This window comes from Rhodococcus sp. ACPA4 (genome assembly GCF_002300185.1).
Lineage (GTDB): Bacteria > Actinomycetota > Actinomycetes > Mycobacteriales > Mycobacteriaceae > Rhodococcus_F > Rhodococcus_F globerula.
Genome location: NZ_NSDY01000001.1, coordinates 492,100 through 509,925, shown reverse-complemented (window position 1 = coordinate 509,925; position 17,826 = coordinate 492,100). Strand labels below are relative to the sequence as shown.

The window sequence follows — 17,826 nt, the reverse complement described above, 5'->3', positions numbered from 1 at the left end:
CCGACTAACGGACAATCCCACGCACTGACGCCGGCAGATCCCGGACACGTTTGTACGGACCGACCACGGCGGCGGCAAACGGCCGTGTCAGCAGAGTCTGTGCCACTTCGAGAACTTCTTCCGCAGTGACGGCGTCGATGGACGCCAATGTCTGGGCGACACTGCGATGGTTTCCGTAGTTGAGTTCACTGCGACCGATACGGTTCATCCGCGAACCCGAATCTTCCAGTGACAGAACAAGACTGCCCCGAAGCGCGCCCTTGGAGCGCGCAATCTCCGCGTCCGTGATTCCGCCTGCGGCCACCTGAGCGAGAACCTCGCGGATCACCGTGGTGACCTCACCCAGGTTTTCCGGCTGGCACCCCGCGTAGACCGAGAACGCCCCCGTGTCCGCAAAGGTGTCCACCCCGGAATACACGGAATACGCCAAACCACGCTGTTCCCGAATCTCTTGGAACAGACGCGAACTCAAGCCGCCGCCCACCGCGGTATTGAGCACAGACAGCGCCCACCGATGACCTTCGTGACGGCCGAAAGCCCGCACACCGAGCGCAAGATGAACCTGCTCGCTGTCACGATGCGTCAAACTCAGTTCCGGCATCGTGCGCAGACGCAAAGTTCCTTCACGGCGCGGTGCCGGCTTCACACCACGCTCGAGGTGACCGGCAAATGCGCGTTTCGCCAATGTCACGACCTGCTTGTGGTCGACGTTTCCGGCGACGGCAAGAACCATCCGCTGCGGCGTGTACCGGCGCACATGGAAGGAATGCAACTGATTGCGGGACATCGACTCGATGGAATCCACGCTGCCGATGATGGGGCGACCCACCGGGTGGTCACCGAACAGAGCAGTCAGAAACGCGTCGCCGAGGAGATCCTCCGGATCGTCGTCGCGCATCGCGATCTCTTCGAGGACCACTTGCCGCTCGACATCGACGTCAGCGGACCGGCACCGGCCGCGCAAAACGACATCGGCGACAAGATCCACGGCCATCGGCAGATCTTCGTCGATCACATGCGCGTAAAAGCACGTGTGCTCCTTGGACGTGAACGCGTTGAGTTCTCCGCCCACTCCGTCCATGACCTGCGCGATGTCGAGCGCTGTCCGCGACGGCGTCGACTTGAACAGCAGGTGCTCGAGGAAATGTGCCGCGCCGGCAACGCTGGGCTGCTCGTCACGCGATCCGACGCCCACCCAGACGCCGACCGACGCACTGCGCACACCCGGGATGAACTCCGTGACGACGCGGAGTCCGCCAGGCAGAACTGTCCGCTGGACTCCGGATTCGGGAAGAGCGTCGATCGGAGTTGCGAGTGCAGTACTGCGGCTGCGCGTCTTCTTCGCAGCATTCTTGGCAGTTGTCGTGCCTGAGGTCTTGGCAGTGGTCTTGCCTGGGGTCTTGGCCATGAAAAAGTTCAGCAGTCCTCGGTGCGGAGAATGATCAGGTCCGGAAAGTATGTGTCTACAGACAGTACAGATGCGGCCCCGCACGGAAATCCGCGCGGGGCCGCATCGAACAAACCGAGAAGAAGTGCTACTCGGAAGCAGCCTCTTCAGCAGCCGGAGCGGCAGCGTCGTCGTTGCCCTCTTCCACGGGGATCAGCGAGATCTTGCCGCGAGCATCGATATCGGCGATCTCGACACGGATCTTGGATCCGACGTTGACCACGTCTTCGACCTTGGCAATACGCTTGCCACTGCCCAGCTTGGAGATGTGCACCAAACCGTCGCGACCCGGCAGGAGCGAGACGAAGGCACCGAAGGCGGTGGTCTTGACGACCGTGCCGAGGAACCGCTCGCCGACCTTGGGGAGCTGCGGGTTGGCGATGGCGTTGATCATGTCGATCGCGGCCTGTGCAGACGGTCCATCGGTGGCGCCGACGAACACGGTGCCGTCGTCTTCGATGGAGATGTTGGCACCGGTCTGCTCGGTGATGGAGTTGATCATCTTGCCCTTGGGGCCGATGACCTCGCCGATCTTGTCGACCGGGACCTTGATGGCCGTCACGCGAGGTGCAAACGGGCTCATCTCGTCCGGGGTGTCGATGGCCTCTGCCATGACCTCGAGGATCGTGGTACGAGCATCCTTGGCCTGCGCGAGTGCGCCGGCGAGGACCTTGGACGGGATGCCGTCGAGCTTCGTGTCCAGCTGCAGAGCCGTGACGAAGTCCTTGGTACCGGCAACCTTGAAGTCCATGTCACCGAAAGCATCTTCGGCGCCGAGGATGTCCGTCAGTGCCACGTAACGGGTTTCGCCGTCGACCTGGTCGGAGACGAGGCCCATGGCGATACCGGCAACCGGAGCCTTCAGCGGCACACCGGCGTTGAGCAGTGCAAGCGTGGAAGCACACACGGAGCCCATCGAGGTGGAACCGTTGGAGCTCAGCGCCTCGGAGACCTGGCGAATCGCGTACGGGAACTCTTCGACGCTGGGCAGAACCGGCATGAGTGCGCGCTCGGCAAGTGCGCCGTGACCGATTTCGCGACGCTTCGGCGAACCGACGCGACCCGTCTCACCGGTGGAGTACGGCGGGAAGTTGTAGTGGTGCATGTAGCGCTTGCTGGTCTCGGGGCCGAGCGAGTCGACCTGCTGAGCCATCTTCACCATGTCGAGTGTGGTGACACCCAGGATCTGGGTCTCGCCGCGCTCGAACAGTGCGGAACCGTGTGCGCGCGGGATGATCGCAACCTCGGCGGACAGCGAACGGATGTCCGTGACGCCGCGGCCGTCGATGCGGAACTGATCGCGCAGGATGCGCTGGCGAACCAGCTTCTTGGTGAGCGAGCGGAACGCTGCTCCCAGTTCCTTCTCGCGGCCTTCGAAGTTCGGTGCAACCTGCTCGAGAACCTCGACCTTGACCTCGTCGGTCTTGTCGTCGCGTTCCTGCTTGCCGGCGATTGTCAGTGCGGCATTGAGCTTTTCGGACGCAGCAGCCTCGACGGCAGCAAATACGTCGTCCTGGTACGCCGGGAAGACCGGGTAGTCACCCGTAGGCTTTGCAGCCTTGGATGCCAGTGCTGCCTGCGCAGCGCACAGACGGGCGATGAACGGCTTGGCAGCCTCGAGGCCTTCGGCGACGATGGTCTCGGTGGGAGCCTGAGCGCCGTCGGCGATCTTCGCGATGACGTTGTCGGTGGCCTCGGCCTCGACCATCATGATCGCGACGTCGGCGTTGTCACCGCTGCCGGAAACGACGCGGCCGGCGACGACCATGTCGAAGACGGCGTTCTCGAGCTGATCGACCGTCGGGAATGCAACCCACTGGCCGGCCTTGTTGTCCTCGGAGACGATGAGTGCAACACGCACGCCACCGACGGGACCGGAGAACGGCAAGCCAGCGATCTGCGTCGACGCGGATGCGGCGTTGATAGCCACGACGTCGTACAGATCCTGCGGGTTGAGGCTCATGACCGTGACGACGACCTGGATCTCGTTACGCAGACCGTCGACGAACGACGGGCGCAGCGGCCGGTCGATGAGGCGGCAGGTCAAGATCGCGTCGGTGGAGGGGCGTCCCTCGCGACGGAAGAACGAGCCGGGGATGCGGCCCGCTGCGTACATGCGCTCTTCGACGTCCACCGTCAGGGGGAAGAAGTCGAAATGCTCCTTGGGGTGCTTGCTGGCGCTCGTGGCGGACAGCAGCATGGTCTCGTCGTCCAGGTAGGCAACGACGGCACCGGCGGCCTGCTGAGCAAGGCGTCCGGTCTCGAAACGGATGGTGCGGGTACCGAAGGACCCGTTGTCGATCACGGCGGTGGATTCGAACACGCCTTCGTCGACCTCTACTACGGAATTCTCTGTCATCTTTTTCTCTTCACTTCCCTCTCGTCTTCGCCGTACCCGCGCGGGCGTTCCCACCCTCCTGGTGGAAACTGCGCACCGAGGGACGTCCCCCTCTTGAATTGCAGAGGTTCCTACGTGCGAACTGGTCTCTGCTTCGGGACGTCACTGACGTTCGGGGCGGCCGTCGATCGAAGTCCGCCGGAACCACAGGGCATTCGCCCGGTCCGGAGAACCACTACCGACAACCGACACCACGTTCTCTGATGCATACGGTGTGCTGACTTCGCACTGCACCAACTGTGCAAATGCGCCGACAGCGGAAACTGCCTTGCGGCAGCTAACGCCGAAAGCCAGCGAAGCCCAGTATATGCGTGGCTTCGCCGGCTAACGGAGTGTTCGGCAAACCGGAGCCTGCCGTGTTGCTTTCGATCAGCGTCGTGACAAAAATCTAGCGACGCAGGCCGAGGCGCTCGATGAGCGCACGGTAACGAGCGACGTCCGTCTTTGCCACGTACTTGAGCAGACGACGACGACGACCGACCATCAAGAGCAGTCCACGACGTGAGTGGTGGTCATGCTTGTGGGTCTTGAGGTGCTCGGTGAGATCGGTGATGCGCTTGGTGAGCATTGCCACCTGAGCTTCGGGCGATCCCGTGTCGGTCTCATGCAAGCCGTACTCGCCGAGAACGGCCTTCTTTTCTTCCGTGGTCAATGCCACTTGATTCACTCCTGTGATGACGTTTGCGTGAAAGGAACTAGATCGGACGCGGCCGCCGCAAACCGCAGCACACACCGAGAGAAGATTCTACCAGGACCGTTGCGATCGATTTACCGGTCGACCGCAAGTGTGTCAGCCGACACTCTGTTCCCGGGCGTCAGCCGACACTCTGTTCCGAGTCGTGATCCAGAATTTCACGAGCGCGCTCGACATCGCGATTCATTTCCGCGATCAACGACTCGATGGAATCGAACTTCTCCATCCCACGGATCCGCGCCACCAGGTCGACGGCGACATGTTGTCCGTACAGATCTGCGTCGGCGTCGAGAACAAAGGCCTCGACGGTGCGTGCGCGACCGGAGAATGTCGGATTGGTGCCGACGGACACTGCCGACTTGTACCGCTTTCCCGGTACGAGTGTGCCCAACTCCTCGTCTGCCCCCAGAACGCTGAACCACGCCGCGTAAACGCCGTCGGCCGGAATAGCCGAGAACACCGGAGGCGCGACGTTTGCCGTCGGAAATCCGAGCTCACGGCCACGCTTGTCGCCGTGCACCACAACACCTTCGACGCGATGCGGTCGACCGAGCGCCTCGGTTGCCGCGGCCATGTCGCCGGCGTCGACGCACGAGCGAATGTAGGTCGACGAGAACGTCACCGCATGCTCGGCGAGCAATTGGACACCGTCGACGGCAAATCCGAATCGATCGCCCATTTCGCGAAGCAGATCGACGTTACCCAGGGCTTTCTTGCCGAACGTGAAGTTGTCGCCCACGACAACCTCGGCAACGTGCAGGCGCTCCACGAGGATTTCGTGGACGTACCGCTCCGGAGTCAGCTTCATGAAATCCGCGGTGAACGGCATGACGCAGAAGACGTCGATGCCCAACTCTTCGGCCAATTCCGCACGACGCGCCAGCGTCGTCAACTGAGCCGGATGACTACCCGGTCGCACGACTTCCATGGGGTGCGGATCGAACGTCATGAGCACACTGGGAACCCCGCGCTTTCGCGCCGCGGCTACTGCCCGGGCAATTAATTGGGCATGCCCACGGTGCACACCGTCGAACACACCGATAGTGAGCACACAACGACCCCAATCGGCCGGAACTTCGTCGAGACCACGCCACCTCAGCACGAAAGGCAGCCTACGGGGCGCACCGTCAGTAGTTTCGGTTGGACCCGCCGAGCGGTCTGCCACTGCACTACGTCGCAGGTACGGAACTTCCGCAATTCGTAGCCTAAGCTAAGTGTCGTGGCAGCTCACAAGACTGGACCCTCCGATACACACTCTGCACCGGATGGTGCCGCCGAATCGGGCGACGCGGATTCCCACCCGGACGGATCGATCGACACGCTTGCACTGTCTTCGGTCGCGCAGGACTACCTGAAGGTCATCTGGACCATTCAGGAGTGGTCACTCGAACGCATCTCCACGAAGTTGCTGTCCGAGAAGATGGGCGTCTCCGCCTCCACCGTGTCCGAAGCCATCCGCAAACTGTCCGATCAGGGCCTGGTCGATCACGCCCGATACGGATCGATCGCGTTGACGGACACGGGCCGGGCGGCAGCTGTCTCCATGGTGCGACGCCACCGATTGCTCGAAACGTATCTCGTTCACGAACTCGGCTACGGCTGGGACGAGGTTCACGACGAAGCCGAAATTCTCGAGCATGCCGTCTCCGACCTGATGATCTCGCGCATCGATGCCAAACTCGGCTTCCCCGAACGCGATCCGCACGGCGACCCCATCCCGGCCGCCGACGGGACAATTCCCACTCCCCCGGCGCGCCAGCTCAGCGACTTCACCAACGGTGAGCGCGGGCGGGTTGCGCGAATTTCCGACTCCGATCCGGAGATGCTTCGCTACTTCGATTCCGTCGGCGTCACACTCGACGTCGAGATCACCGTGGAGGAGCGTCGCGATTTTGCCGGCACCGTCTCCGTACGCTTGGGCGACAACCCCGACTGCATAGATCTGGGAAGCCCTGTCGCCCAAGCCATCTGGCTGGTCTGATCAGCCTGGTCCGGGCGAGTGACTAATCTTGGCGCAGTGTCGCCGGGCGCACGACCATGACCGAACTCGCACGCTTTCCCTTTTCCTGCAGCAGGGCAATCGTATGGCCGCTGGGATCGATGGCCGCGTAGACACCTTTGAGCCCGATCGGTTCGAGCCACCGCCCCTGGCTGATGGCTTCGGCCTCGGCCACTGTGATCTGACGGTGTGGGAACGCAGTCTGGGCGGCCTGGTCGATATCGAGACTCACGCCGGGAGCCTCGGCGAGATCTTCGAGCGTGCGCGCGTGTTCGAGAGTGAACGGTCCGACGCGCGTGCGACGCAGTGCCGTCAGATGACCGCCGACACCCAACGTTCGCCCGAGATCACGCGCCAGCGAACGAATGTAAGTGCCGGACGAGCACTCGACGTCGACGTCGAGGTCGACAAATCCGCCCTCGATGTCGCGTCGGGCAAGAATCTCGAACGTCGACACCGTCACCGGACGCGCGGCAAGTTCGACGGTTTCACCGGCTCGTACCAGAGCGTGAGCCCGCTGACCGTCCACCTTGATGGCGCTGACACTGGCCGGGATCTGCTCGATGTCACCGGTCAGCGTCGCCACTACTGCGGCGATCTCCTCATCCGTCACGGCCGACGCATCCGTTGAGGTGAGTACTTCACCTTCCGCGTCGTCGGTGGTCGTCGACGCACCCAACCGGATGGTCGCCGAATACGCCTTGGTGGTCAGTGCCAGCAGTCCGAGCAGTTTGGTGGCACGCTCCACGCCGAGAACCAGCACACCGGTTGCCATGGGATCAAGCGTTCCCGCATGGCCGACCTTGCGAGTATTCAACAGCTTGCGGCACCGGGCCACTACGTCATGGCTGGTGAGGCCTGCTTCTTTGTCGACGATCAAGATTCCGGCGCCGACAAGTCCGGAGGAAGGCTTTTCGCGAGCTGACACGGGTCTCGATTCTGCCAGCCGGACTCACTGCACCGAAATTGCCGTCAGGATCAGTCCGTCGGACACCATCCACCTACCGTCGAATTCGGTGAGCGGCGCACCGGAGGTCGTCTCCCCCGGGACCAACAACTTGGATCGGAACGTGCCAGACGTATCCGATTCGGATTCGAACGTGATGTGTGCGTCCTCGAACCCCAACCACCGTTGTGTCAGGGGGAACCACGCCTTGTACGTGGCTTCCTTGGCGCAGAACAGGATTCGATCCCAGTGGACGCGACCGTCGCCGGCCTGCTCGCCCAGCCAGGTGCGCTCGTCCTCGATGCTGACGGCCGGAAGCACCCCGTCCGGCAACGGTCCGTGGGGTTCGGCGTCGATACCGAGCGAACGAACCTGCATCGAGTACGCCAGCACCGCGCCGCGATATCCGTCGCAGTGCGCGAGGCTGCCGACAACGCCTTTCGGCCACAACGGCGCTCCCCGCTCCCCCCGCATGACGGGGGCCGCCGGGACACCCAGTTTCCCCATGGCGGTGCGGGCAAGATTGCGCGTCGTCACGAATTCGCGACGACGCTTCTCCACCGCACGGCCGATCAGCGCCTCTTCGCTGGGATGCGGGACAAGTCCAGGCGGATCCTCGAACGCCTCGGCAATCGCGATGCCGCCGGGCAGAATCTGTTCGATCACGTGTCGGTGCCTTTCTAGCGACCCGAGCGCATACGCTCGACTTCGGCTTCCTGCTCCGGCGTCACCTTGAAGTGGCCGCCCCATTTGTTCAACGTTCCCGGCGGGTACTCCGGCACCGGCAGAATCTGCCGCAACAGTTTCTCGGGCAGGCCGCGCCGACGCCACTCCCGTGGGTATCCGAGCGACACTTCCTCGAAGCGGACGCCGTCGTAGTAGGTGGTTCGCGGGATGTGCAGGTGCCCGTAGACCGAGCACACGGCGTTGTATTTCACATGCCAGTCCGCGGTCAGCGTCGTACCGCACCACAGCGCGAATTCCGGATAGATCAGCACGTCAGTCGGTTGACGAACCAACGGAAAGTGATTGATCAGCACGGTCTTCGTACCTTCGGGCAACGCGTCCAGACGCTCCTGCGTGTACGCGATGCGGGCACGGCACCACGCGTCGCGGGTTGCGTACGGCTGCGACGACAGCAGAAATTCGTCGGTGGCGACGACGTTCTTGTCCCGCGCGATCTCGAGGCCGTGTTCCTTGTCTCGCGCCCCGACGGGCAGGAACGAGTAGTCGTAGAGCAGGAACATCGGGACGAGCGTCACCGGACCGTCTTCGCCCTCCCACACCGGGAACGGATCCTCCGGCGTGATGACGTCGATCTCGCGGCACATGTTGACCAGGTACTCGTACCGCGGAGCGCCGTGAATCTGCACCGGGTCCTTGGCCGTGGTCCACAGTTCGTGGTTGCCGGGAATCCAGATGACCTTCGCGAAGCGCGAACGCAGGAGCGTGAGCGCCCAGCGAATATCGTCGGTCTTCTCCGACACGTCGCCGGCCAGGATCAACCAGTCGTCCGGCGAGTCCGGGAACAGGTCCTCCGTCATCGGCTTGTTGCCGTTGTGACCGACATGGATGTCGCTCACTGCCATCAGCTTTGCTGCCACGATCCCTCAGCTTCCTCACTCGAACGCTCGACTGCATGTGCAGTTGTCTCGGTTCCCGTCACAGCCCACTTTCCCGACAGCGCACGCCAGGACACCGCAATCATCCGCAGTACGACAAACACGGTCAGGCCCGCCCAGATTCCGGCCAACCCCCAGTCGAAGGCCAGCGACATCCAGATTGCCGGCAGAAATCCGACCACCGCACACGCCATGGTGGCATTTCTCATGAAGGTCACATCACCGGCGCCGAGGAGAACTCCGTCGAGGGCAAACACGACTCCCGCGACCGGCATGATCGCGACGAAGAACCACCAGGCGATCGACATCTGCGCCAGCACCTCGTCGTCTGCCGTGAACAGTTGCGGGATCACCGAGTGCCCGGCGGCAAACAGAACGGCCAACAGCACTGCGAAGACCGTCGACCACACTGTGATCCGCCACGCCATTTTCTTGGCAGCAACCGCAAATCCGCCTCCCAGCGCGGCCCCGATCAGCGTCTGCGCGGCGATCGCCAATGAATCGAGAAGCAGCGCAACCAGGTTCCACAACTGCAGAACCACCTGATGCGCGCCCACCACGGCTGCTCCGAATCGCGACGCAACCGCCGCAGCCGACACGAAACAGGCTTGGAAAGCGAGGCTGCGGAGAATCAAATCGCGGCCCATGACCATCTGCGCGCGCATGATCGACACACGTGGTCTGACCGAGACTGGTTCGCGGAACAACGCCCACGCGAACAAGATGCCGGAAATACTCTGACCGACAAGATTCGCAACCGCCGAACCTTCGAGTTCGAGGCGCGGCGCACCCCATAATCCGTGAACCAGGATCGGGCACAGAACTGCCGAAATCCCCAGTCCCACAAGAACGAATCGCAGCGGACGGATCGTGTTCTGCAGCCCGCGCATCCAACCGTTGCCGGCGAGGGCTACCAGAATGAGCGGCACACCCAGTACCGCGATGCGCAACCAACTCTCGGCCGCATCCGCGATATCGGAACCGCCCGCCACCGCCGACGTCAACGGCCCGGCAATCGCCTGCACCACCGCCACCAACAGCAGCCCGATCACCAACGCCAACCACGTTGCCTGAACACCTTCACCCACCGCCTCGCGATCGCGGCCGGCGCCGTGCAGTCGAGCCGCGCGAGCGGTGGTTCCATACGAGAGGAACGTCAACTGAGTGCTCACCAACGACAAGATGAGCCCGCCCACCGCCAGACCCGCCAACGGAAGGGCTCCGAGCCGTCCCACGACTGCGATGTCGAACAGGAGATAGAGCGGCTCGGCTGCCAGCACACCTAGCGCAGGCAACGCCAACCCGAAGATACGACGGCCGGTCACGTCGACCTCGGCGCCGGATTTTGTCGCAGTTGCTGGCACAGGACTATCGGATGCGGTCACGATCGGACACTCACCCCAGTGCGGCAATCAACGCTGCAACCGTCTGCTCACTCGAATCGGTCGAGGTGTAGCCGGCCGAGAGCCGATGTCCACCGCCACCGAGTCTCTCCGCGACAGCCGAGACGTCGACATCGGTCTTCGCGCGCAACGATATCGACCAGCTGCCGGTTTCCGATTCCTTGAGCACAGCGGCAACCTCGGCTTCCGACGTCGTCCGGACGATGTCGACAACGCTCTCGATTTCCTCGGACCGCAGATCTCCGATGTCGTCTCGGCGGATTACCGCGTACACGAGACCGCGACCACCCGCAGCGCTTCGTACCAGCGTCGCCGAGCCGAGCACCGACGACAGCATCGGCAGCCAGCCGAACGGATGCGTGTCGAGAAGTTGCCGAGCGATGGTGTCGCCGTCGATACCGGTGGCTAACAGCCGGGCCGCAAGAACATGCGTCGACGGCCCGCCCCAACGGAAGGACCCCGTATCGGTCACCAGACCGGCATACAGGCAATGGGCCACGTCTCGATCGATCTCCACGCCCCAAAAATCGAACAACCGTGCCAGCAGAGCCGTCGTCGATGCTGCGGATTCGTCCACGACGTTGATCGCACCGAATTCCGAATTGGATCGATGATGATCCACGACGACAGTGCTGGCCGCACCAGCCAACCGATCCGCAAGAGCGCCCAAGCGCCCGGCGCTTCCCACGTCGACGGTGATCAGGACGTCCACTTCGGAACGCACGGAAGCCGGTGGAACCAACAGATGCAGACCGGGAAATCCGAGCATGGACTCGGGCAGGTGCGCAGGCCGGCTGAAGGCAACCTGAACCGAAACGCCCCGGCGCTCGAGCGCCAACCCCAATGCCAGACCGCTGCCGATAGTGTCTGCGTCAGGCTGGATGTGGCACAGAATAGTTGCCGTCCGAGCCGCATCCAGCACTTCGATTGCCCGCGCGAAGCCTGCCCGGCAAGGATCCTCGCAAGGGTCTCCGTCAGCGCGTGCGGTGATCGTCATCCTCGCTGCGGGTCAGTCGAGATCTCGAGCATCCGAGGCAACGACGTCGTCATCGTCGTCAGCAGCTACTCGTGGCTCCTTGTACGGATCTGCATCACCGGCAGGCTGAGCTCCCTCGCGAGCCTTGGCGAGCTCGCCGTCGGCGGCACGCGCACGAGCCAACAGCTCTTCCATGTGGCGCGCAGTGTCGGGAACGGTGTCCGCGACAAACGTCAGCGTCGGGGTGAAACGGACACCGGTGCCGGCGCCCACCTTCGACCGCAGAACACCCTTGGCCTTCTCGAGACCGGCTGCAGCAGCTTCGACGTCGGGTGCGGAATCGACCTTTTCACCCATCACGGTGTAGTACACGGTCGCATCGTGCAGGTCGTTGGTGACCTTCGTGTCGGTGATGGTCACAAAAGCAAGCCGCGGATCCTTGATCTCGTGGTCGATTGCGGTCGCGACAATCGTGCCGATTCGTTTTGCGAGCTTACGGGCCCGGGCGGGATCCACCATGATCTCTGTCTCCTTCTCCCTGGACTTTCGATTCCACGGACATTCGATTTCACGCACATCCGATACGAGATAACTCGATCGTTCACAATGTTCGATTTACAAGAATTATTACCGACACCAGTCTTGTGCATCGCCGCCCACCGACCAAATCAGTCCTCGGGACCGAAGACACGCCGACGTACGGCAAGTAACTGCATTTCCGGTCGCGCCGCAACCGCTCGCTCACAACGATCGAGTACGTCGTGCAGATGATCCATCGACGAACTGACCGCAGCAACACCGACCAAGGCGCGGCGAAGACGCCCCTGTTCCCCGGCTTCCGCCGCACTGATACCGAAACGCCGCAGTTCGGTCAGAATCGGCGACACCAGCGAACGCTTTTCCTTGAGGGAGTGGACATCTCCGAAAAGAATGTCGAACTCCAATGCACCTACGAACATATTCCCCCAGACAGTTTCTCGTCCCAGACCGCTTCCTCGTCGGCATAGCCGAATGGACTCTCCCGGACATTGTGGTCAATGTCCAGGAGAGTCCATGTCAGTCAATACTCACGAGCGCCCCCAGCGCCCGCGGCGACTACTAGTCGCGCGGCTTCTCACGAAGCTCGTAGCACTCCAGAACGTCACCGATCTTGATATCGGAGTAGGTGACGGTCAGACCACATTCGTAGCCTTCGCGAACCTCGGTGGCGTCTTCCTTCTCCCGCTTGAGCGAGGAGATGGTGACCGTCTCGGCGACAACCTTGCTGTCGCGGATGAGACGTGCCTTGGCGTTGCGACGGATGCTGCCCGACGTGACCAAGCAACCGGCAATGTTGCCGATCTTGGACGAACGGAACATCGCGCGGATCTCCGCCTTGCCCAGCTCGACCTCTTCGTACACCGGCTTGAGCAGACCCTTGAGAGCCTTCTCGACCTCGTCGATGGCCTGGTAGATCACCGAGTAGTACCGGATGTCGACACCCTCGCGGTTCGCCAGCTCGGTCGCCTTGCCTTCGGCACGGACGTTGAAGCCGATGATGATCGCGTTGGAAGCCGCTGCCAGGTTGACGTTGGTCTCCGTGACGCCACCGACACCGCGGTCGATGACGCGCAACTGCACCTCGTCGTCGATCGGGATAGCCAGCAGTGCCTCTTCGAGAGCCTCGACGGTTCCCGAGTTGTCGCCCTTGAGGATCAAGTTCAGCTGCGAATGTTCCTTCAGAGCTGCATCGAGATCGTCCAAGCTGATGCGCTTGCGGCTCTTCGCTGCCAACGCATTGCGCTTACGTGCATTGCGACGGTCAGCGATCTGACGGGCAATACGGTCCTCGTCGACCACGAGCAGGTTGTCGCCTGCACCGGGGACGGACGTGAAGCCGATGACCTGAACCGGACGCGAAGGCAGTGCCTCGTGGACGTCCTCGCCGTGCTCGTCCACCATGCGGCGGACGCGGCCGTATGCATCACCGGCGACGATGGAATCGCCGACGCGCAGCGTTCCGCGCTGGATGAGCACTGTGGCAACGGGGCCACGGCCACGGTCGAGGTGAGCCTCGATCGCAACACCCTGTGCATCCATGTCCGGGTTTGCGCGCAGATCCAGGGAAGCATCCGCGGTCAGCAGCACAGCTTCGAGAAGCTGATCGATGTGCAGACCCTGCTTCGCCGAGATGTCGACGAACATGGTGTCTCCGCCGTATTCCTCGGCGACCAGTCCGTACTCGGTCAGCTGCTGACGGATCTTGTCCGGGTTAGCGCCTTCCTTGTCGATCTTGTTGACCGCGACCACGATCGGCACGTCGGCCGCCTGGGCGTGGTTGATCGCTTCCACCGTCTGCGGCATGACACCGTCGTCGGCCGCGACAACAAGGATCGCGAGGTCGGTGGCCTTGGCACCACGAGCACGCATGGCCGTGAAGGCCTCGTGACCGGGGGTGTCGATGAACGTCACGAGACGCTCGTTGCCCTCGAGCTCGGTGAGCACCTGGTAAGCACCGATGTGCTGCGTGATGCCGCCGGCTTCGCCCTCACGGACGTTGGCCTTACGGATCACATCGAGCAGACGGGTCTTACCGTGGTCGACGTGGCCCATGACGGTGACCACAGGCGGACGGGACTCGAGGTCCTCTTCTCCGCCGGCGTCCTCGCCGTAGGTGAGGTCGAAGTGTTCGAGCAGCTCACGGTCTTCGTCCTCAGGGCTGACGACCTGAACGACGTAGTTCATTTCGCCGCCGAGAAGCTCCAGCGTCTCGTCGTTGACCGACTGCGTTGCCGTGACCATCTCGCCGAGATTGAACAGTGCCTGCACAAGTGCTGCGGGGTTCGCATCGATCTTGTCTGCGAAGTCGGACAGCGACGCGCCGCGAGCGAGACGGATGGTCTCGCCGTTGCCGCGAGGCAGCCTGACGCCACCGACTGCGGGAGCCTGCATGCTCTCGTACTCGGCGCGCTTTGCCCGCTTCGACTTACGTCCACGACGAACAGCGCCGCCGGGACGACCGAATGCGCCTGCTGCAGCGCCGCGCTGACCGGGACGGCCACCGCCGCCGGGACGACCGCGGAAACCACCTGCGGGAGCTCCGCCACCGGGAGCACCTGCACCGGCACCTGCGCCGCCGCCGGGAGCTCCGCCACCGCGGTACCCACCGCCGCCGCCACCGGGACGACCGCCGGGAGCGCCACCGGGACGGCCCGGACGACCTGCGCCGCCACCGGGCGCGGGACGAGCGGAACGAGCAGGCATTGCACCCGGGTTCGGGCGAGGAGGCATGGAGCCGGGGCTCGGACGAGGTCCACCCTGACCTGCGGGCGGACGGGGTCCACCCTGGCCGGGAGCCGGACGAGGACCGCCCTGGCCGGGAGCCGGACGAGGACCGCCCTGGCCGGGAGCCGGACGGGGTCCACCCTGGCCGGGAGCCGGACGAGATCCACCCTGCGCCGCGGGACGCGGAGCGCCCGGACGAGGACCGCTCTGGCCCGGAGCCGGACGTGGTGCCGGACGCTCAGCCGGAGCCGAGGAGTACGGGTTGTTTCCGACGCGCGGAGCCTTGGGCATCGGACGAGGTCCACCGGGCTTTGCGCCGGTCGACGGTGCTGCCGGAGCAGCTGCAGCGGGAGCTGCCGGTGCCGCGGGAGCTGCCGGAGCCGGACGAGCCGGCTTCGGAGCGTTGCTGGGTGCAGCGGGCGCATTGAACGTCGGCGTGGGGACTGCCGGCGTCGTAGGAGCCGGTGCTGCGGGAGCGGACGGTGCTGCCGGGGCCGGAGCTGCAGCAGCCGGGGCTGCCGGTGCTGCGGGAGCCGGTGCGGCCGGCTTGGGGCCGGGACGCTGCCCGGGACGCGGTGCGCCGGGCTTTGCTGCCGACGGCGACGGTGCGCCGGGCTTCGCTGCGGGCTTTGCCGCTGCGTCACCGGACGCGGGCTTGGTTTCTGCACCACCGGCAGACGGGAATGATTCCCGCAGACGACGTGCGACGGGCGCCTCCACTGTGGATGACGCAGACTTTACGAACTCGCCCTGCTCTTTGAGCGTTGCGAGTAGTTCCTTGCTGGTAACACCGAGCTCTTTAGCCAACTCGTGTACGCGGGCCTTGCCTGCCACTGCTCTCCTCACTGATGAGGTCGAGCAGGAGGCATCCCACAGATGTGGGTCCCACACGACCTCGGGTTATAGCCGATGGACGTTCATCGTTGGTGCTTCACGGTGTGCTCATGAGTGCTTGTGCCTGTTCTTCTCGAGAGGTACTGCTTTTGTGTGAACTGCGTCGACCAGCTGGTCGACAGCGGACGTGTCCAGATTTCCGGACACTCGCAGTGCTCTGCTGAATGCTCGGCGCCGCTCTGCCAGGCTCAGGCAACTCGGATCCAGGTGCAGCCATGCACCTCGACCGTGGAGCCTTCGCAATACGTCGGGGACAAGCAGGGAACCCTCCGGCCCCTGCCCACCAACCACGACCCTCAACAGATCGGCAGCCGACCCTTGTTCCCTGCATCCCACACACGTTCTGACCGGCGAACCGGGCGTCGCGCGCGCAAAATCCGAGGACTCACGTCGAACCATCGTCTACTCTACCGTCGAACTGTCTGGAACACTGCATTCCACCGTTATCCGTTTGACGCGCCGGAGCGATCCGACGCGTCGTCGACCGGTGCTGCATCGCTTCGAATATCGATACGCCAACCGGTCAACCGTGCAGCAAGGCGGGCATTTTGACCCTCCTTGCCGATGGCCAGCGACAGCTGGAAATCAGGCACGATAACCCGAGCTGCGCGGGCATCGAGGTCGACAACAGTGACGGAGACCACTTTCGACGGCGAGAGCGCATTGCCCACAAATGTCGCGGGGTCCTCGTCGTAGTCGATGATGTCGATCTTCTCGCCCGCAAGTTCGCTCATGACGTTACGCACGCGCTGCCCCATGGGACCGATGCATGCACCCTTCGCATTGAGCCCGTGAACGCGCGACGCAACCGCGATCTTGGAACGGTGACCAGCTTCGCGGGCAACATTGATGATCTCGACGCTGCCGTCGGCAATTTCGGGAACCTCGAGTGCAAACAGCTTCCGAACCAGGTTCGGGTGGGTGCGCGACAGCGTGATCTGCGGGCCGCGCGCGCCGCGGGCAACCCCGACGACGTAGCACTTGATGCGCTCGCCGTGCTCGTAGCTTTCACCCGGAACCTGCTCGGCCGGCGGGAGCAGGCCTTCGGTGCCATGCGCGTCGCTGCCGATTCGCACGACAACCATGCCACGCGAGTTCGCGCGGGTGTCTCGCTGGATCACACCACCAACGATTTCACCTTCGTGCGTCGAGTACTCGCCGAAACTGCGCTCGTGCTCGGCATCACGCAGACGCTGAAGAATCACCTGACGCGCGGTGGTCGCCGCGATCCGGCCGAAGCCCTCGGGGGTGTCGTCCCACTCGGCGCCCACCATATTTCCGTCGGAGTCGGTGTCGTGAGCCATGACTCGCACCGATCCGGTCTTGAGATTGACGTCGATCCGAGCGTTCTGCTTGTGGCCCTCGGTGTGTCGGTATGCCGTCAGCAGCGCAGTCTGGATCGTGGCGATCACCGTTTCGATCGGGACGCCTTTTTCGGCCTCGATCGCTCGCAACGCTGCAATGTCGATATTCACTTGTCGAACCCTTCTTCGTTATCTACGTCTTCTACGTCTTCTTCGGAATCGAGCACCTGTGCATCGGACTCGTCGAGGTCCGTATGCACTGCCCGACCCTCCGGGATTCCTCCGGCAAGCTCCAGCTCTGCGTCGCTCGGCTTCGAAAACTCGACCTGCACAACAGCTTTCTGCACGTCTGCCAGTGGTATCTCGCGGACTGTCAGCCCGCCGCGACCGTTCATCACCACTGCAACCGAATCCTCGCCGAGGACACCGATTCGACCGACGACGGTCTCGTCGGCAAGATCGATGCGTGCTTTGCGCCCACGTGCGCGACGCCAATGTCGCTCTGCTGTCAGCGGCCGATCGATCCCGGGCGACGTGACCTCGAGCGTGTACGGCGCTTCCCCGATTTCCTCGAGGCTGTCGAACAACTCGGAGACGAGCCGACTGATCTCGGCAGCGGCATCCAGTTCGATACCGGCGTCACTGTCGACCATGATGCGAACGGCGCTGTGCTTGCCCGCATTAGTGACTACGACGTCCTCGACGTCGTAGCCCTTGGACTGCACGAGTTCGGAGACCAGCTCGATAACCCTGTCCTTGGATGGCACCGGCATCTCGCGAACTCCTCGTTTCAGTTGTCGTCGACTCGCATCGACTCGATGTTGTCAGTCTGCGTGGCTCAGGCCTGTGTGATGCAGGTCTCGAAGTAGCAGGTACCCA

Annotated in this window: 16 protein-coding genes; 1 reads left to right on the top strand and 15 read right to left on the bottom strand. The window is 63.4% G+C overall.

Annotated features, from left to right (window positions below; translation table 11 throughout):
* Positions 1-4 precede the first annotated feature (4 nt).
* The 4 genes from CJ178_RS02345 to CJ178_RS02330 all read right to left on the bottom strand — a co-directional run bounded on the left by CJ178_RS02345 (position 5) and on the right by CJ178_RS02330 (position 5,641).
* On the bottom strand, positions 5-1,408 hold the full coding sequence (locus CJ178_RS02345) for a M16 family metallopeptidase (RefSeq protein WP_230590176.1): 1,404 nt from the start codon (positions 1,406-1,408) through the stop codon (positions 5-7).
* 127 nt (positions 1,409-1,535) lie between these two features.
* Positions 1,536-3,806: a polyribonucleotide nucleotidyltransferase gene (locus CJ178_RS02340; protein ID WP_033234900.1), complete on the bottom strand. Its 2,271-nt coding sequence runs from the start codon at positions 3,804-3,806 to the stop codon at positions 1,536-1,538.
* Between the two features lie 427 nt (positions 3,807-4,233).
* The gene (gene rpsO, locus CJ178_RS02335; protein ID WP_033234901.1) at positions 4,234-4,503 is read right to left on the bottom strand and encodes a 30S ribosomal protein S15; all 270 of its coding nucleotides are present in this window, start codon (positions 4,501-4,503) and stop codon (positions 4,234-4,236) included.
* 157 nt (positions 4,504-4,660) lie between these two features.
* Positions 4,661-5,641, bottom strand: a complete 981-nt coding sequence (locus tag CJ178_RS02330; protein WP_045067300.1) for a bifunctional riboflavin kinase/FAD synthetase — start codon at positions 5,639-5,641, stop codon at positions 4,661-4,663.
* A gap of 117 nt (positions 5,642-5,758) precedes the next feature.
* On the opposite strand from CJ178_RS02330, the gene CJ178_RS02325 reads away from it, so the two are divergent.
* Entirely contained in the window at positions 5,759-6,520 is a 762-nt protein-coding gene (locus CJ178_RS02325) for a metal-dependent transcriptional regulator (protein WP_095886023.1), read from the top strand.
* A gap of 22 nt (positions 6,521-6,542) precedes the next feature.
* Here CJ178_RS02325 and truB read toward each other — a convergent pair whose 3' ends face one another.
* The 11 genes from truB to rimP form a co-directional block, all read right to left on the bottom strand.
* The gene (truB, locus tag CJ178_RS02320; RefSeq protein ID WP_033234903.1) at positions 6,543-7,466 is read right to left on the bottom strand and encodes a tRNA pseudouridine(55) synthase TruB; all 924 of its coding nucleotides are present in this window, start codon (positions 7,464-7,466) and stop codon (positions 6,543-6,545) included.
* Positions 7,467-7,490: 24 nt separating this feature from the next.
* Entirely contained in the window at positions 7,491-8,150 is a 660-nt protein-coding gene (locus tag CJ178_RS02315) for a 4'-phosphopantetheinyl transferase family protein (RefSeq protein ID WP_033234904.1), read from the bottom strand.
* A gap of 14 nt (positions 8,151-8,164) precedes the next feature.
* Entirely contained in the window at positions 8,165-9,088 is a 924-nt protein-coding gene (locus tag CJ178_RS02310) for a metallophosphoesterase family protein (RefSeq protein ID WP_033234905.1), read from the bottom strand.
* The gene (locus CJ178_RS02305) at positions 9,073-10,491 is read right to left on the bottom strand and encodes an MATE family efflux transporter (protein ID WP_080711754.1); all 1,419 of its coding nucleotides are present in this window, start codon (positions 10,489-10,491) and stop codon (positions 9,073-9,075) included. The genes CJ178_RS02310 and CJ178_RS02305 overlap by 16 nt, the downstream gene beginning before the upstream one ends.
* A gap of 10 nt (positions 10,492-10,501) precedes the next feature.
* Positions 10,502-11,506, bottom strand: a complete 1,005-nt coding sequence (locus tag CJ178_RS02300; protein ID WP_033234907.1) for a DHH family phosphoesterase — start codon at positions 11,504-11,506, stop codon at positions 10,502-10,504.
* Positions 11,507-11,518: 12 nt separating this feature from the next.
* Positions 11,519-12,004: a 30S ribosome-binding factor RbfA gene (gene rbfA / locus CJ178_RS02295; protein ID WP_033234908.1), complete on the bottom strand. Its 486-nt coding sequence runs from the start codon at positions 12,002-12,004 to the stop codon at positions 11,519-11,521.
* A 149-nt stretch (positions 12,005-12,153) separates the two neighbouring features.
* The gene (locus tag CJ178_RS02290; RefSeq protein WP_033234909.1) at positions 12,154-12,444 is read right to left on the bottom strand and encodes a DUF503 domain-containing protein; all 291 of its coding nucleotides are present in this window, start codon (positions 12,442-12,444) and stop codon (positions 12,154-12,156) included.
* 139 nt (positions 12,445-12,583) lie between these two features.
* Positions 12,584-15,583: a translation initiation factor IF-2 gene (infB, locus tag CJ178_RS02285; protein ID WP_084702751.1), complete on the bottom strand. Its 3,000-nt coding sequence runs from the start codon at positions 15,581-15,583 to the stop codon at positions 12,584-12,586.
* Between the two features lie 108 nt (positions 15,584-15,691).
* Positions 15,692-16,042 (bottom strand): YlxR family protein, encoded by a 351-nt coding sequence (locus CJ178_RS02280; RefSeq protein ID WP_045067292.1) that lies wholly within the window; start codon positions 16,040-16,042, stop codon positions 15,692-15,694.
* A gap of 44 nt (positions 16,043-16,086) precedes the next feature.
* Positions 16,087-17,118: a transcription termination factor NusA gene (gene nusA / locus CJ178_RS02275; RefSeq protein WP_033234910.1), complete on the bottom strand. Its 1,032-nt coding sequence runs from the start codon at positions 17,116-17,118 to the stop codon at positions 16,087-16,089.
* Positions 17,115-17,720, bottom strand: a complete 606-nt coding sequence (rimP, locus tag CJ178_RS02270) for a ribosome maturation factor RimP (RefSeq protein ID WP_033234911.1) — start codon at positions 17,718-17,720, stop codon at positions 17,115-17,117. The genes nusA and rimP overlap by 4 nt, the downstream gene beginning before the upstream one ends.
* Between the last annotated feature and the right edge of the window lie 106 nt (positions 17,721-17,826).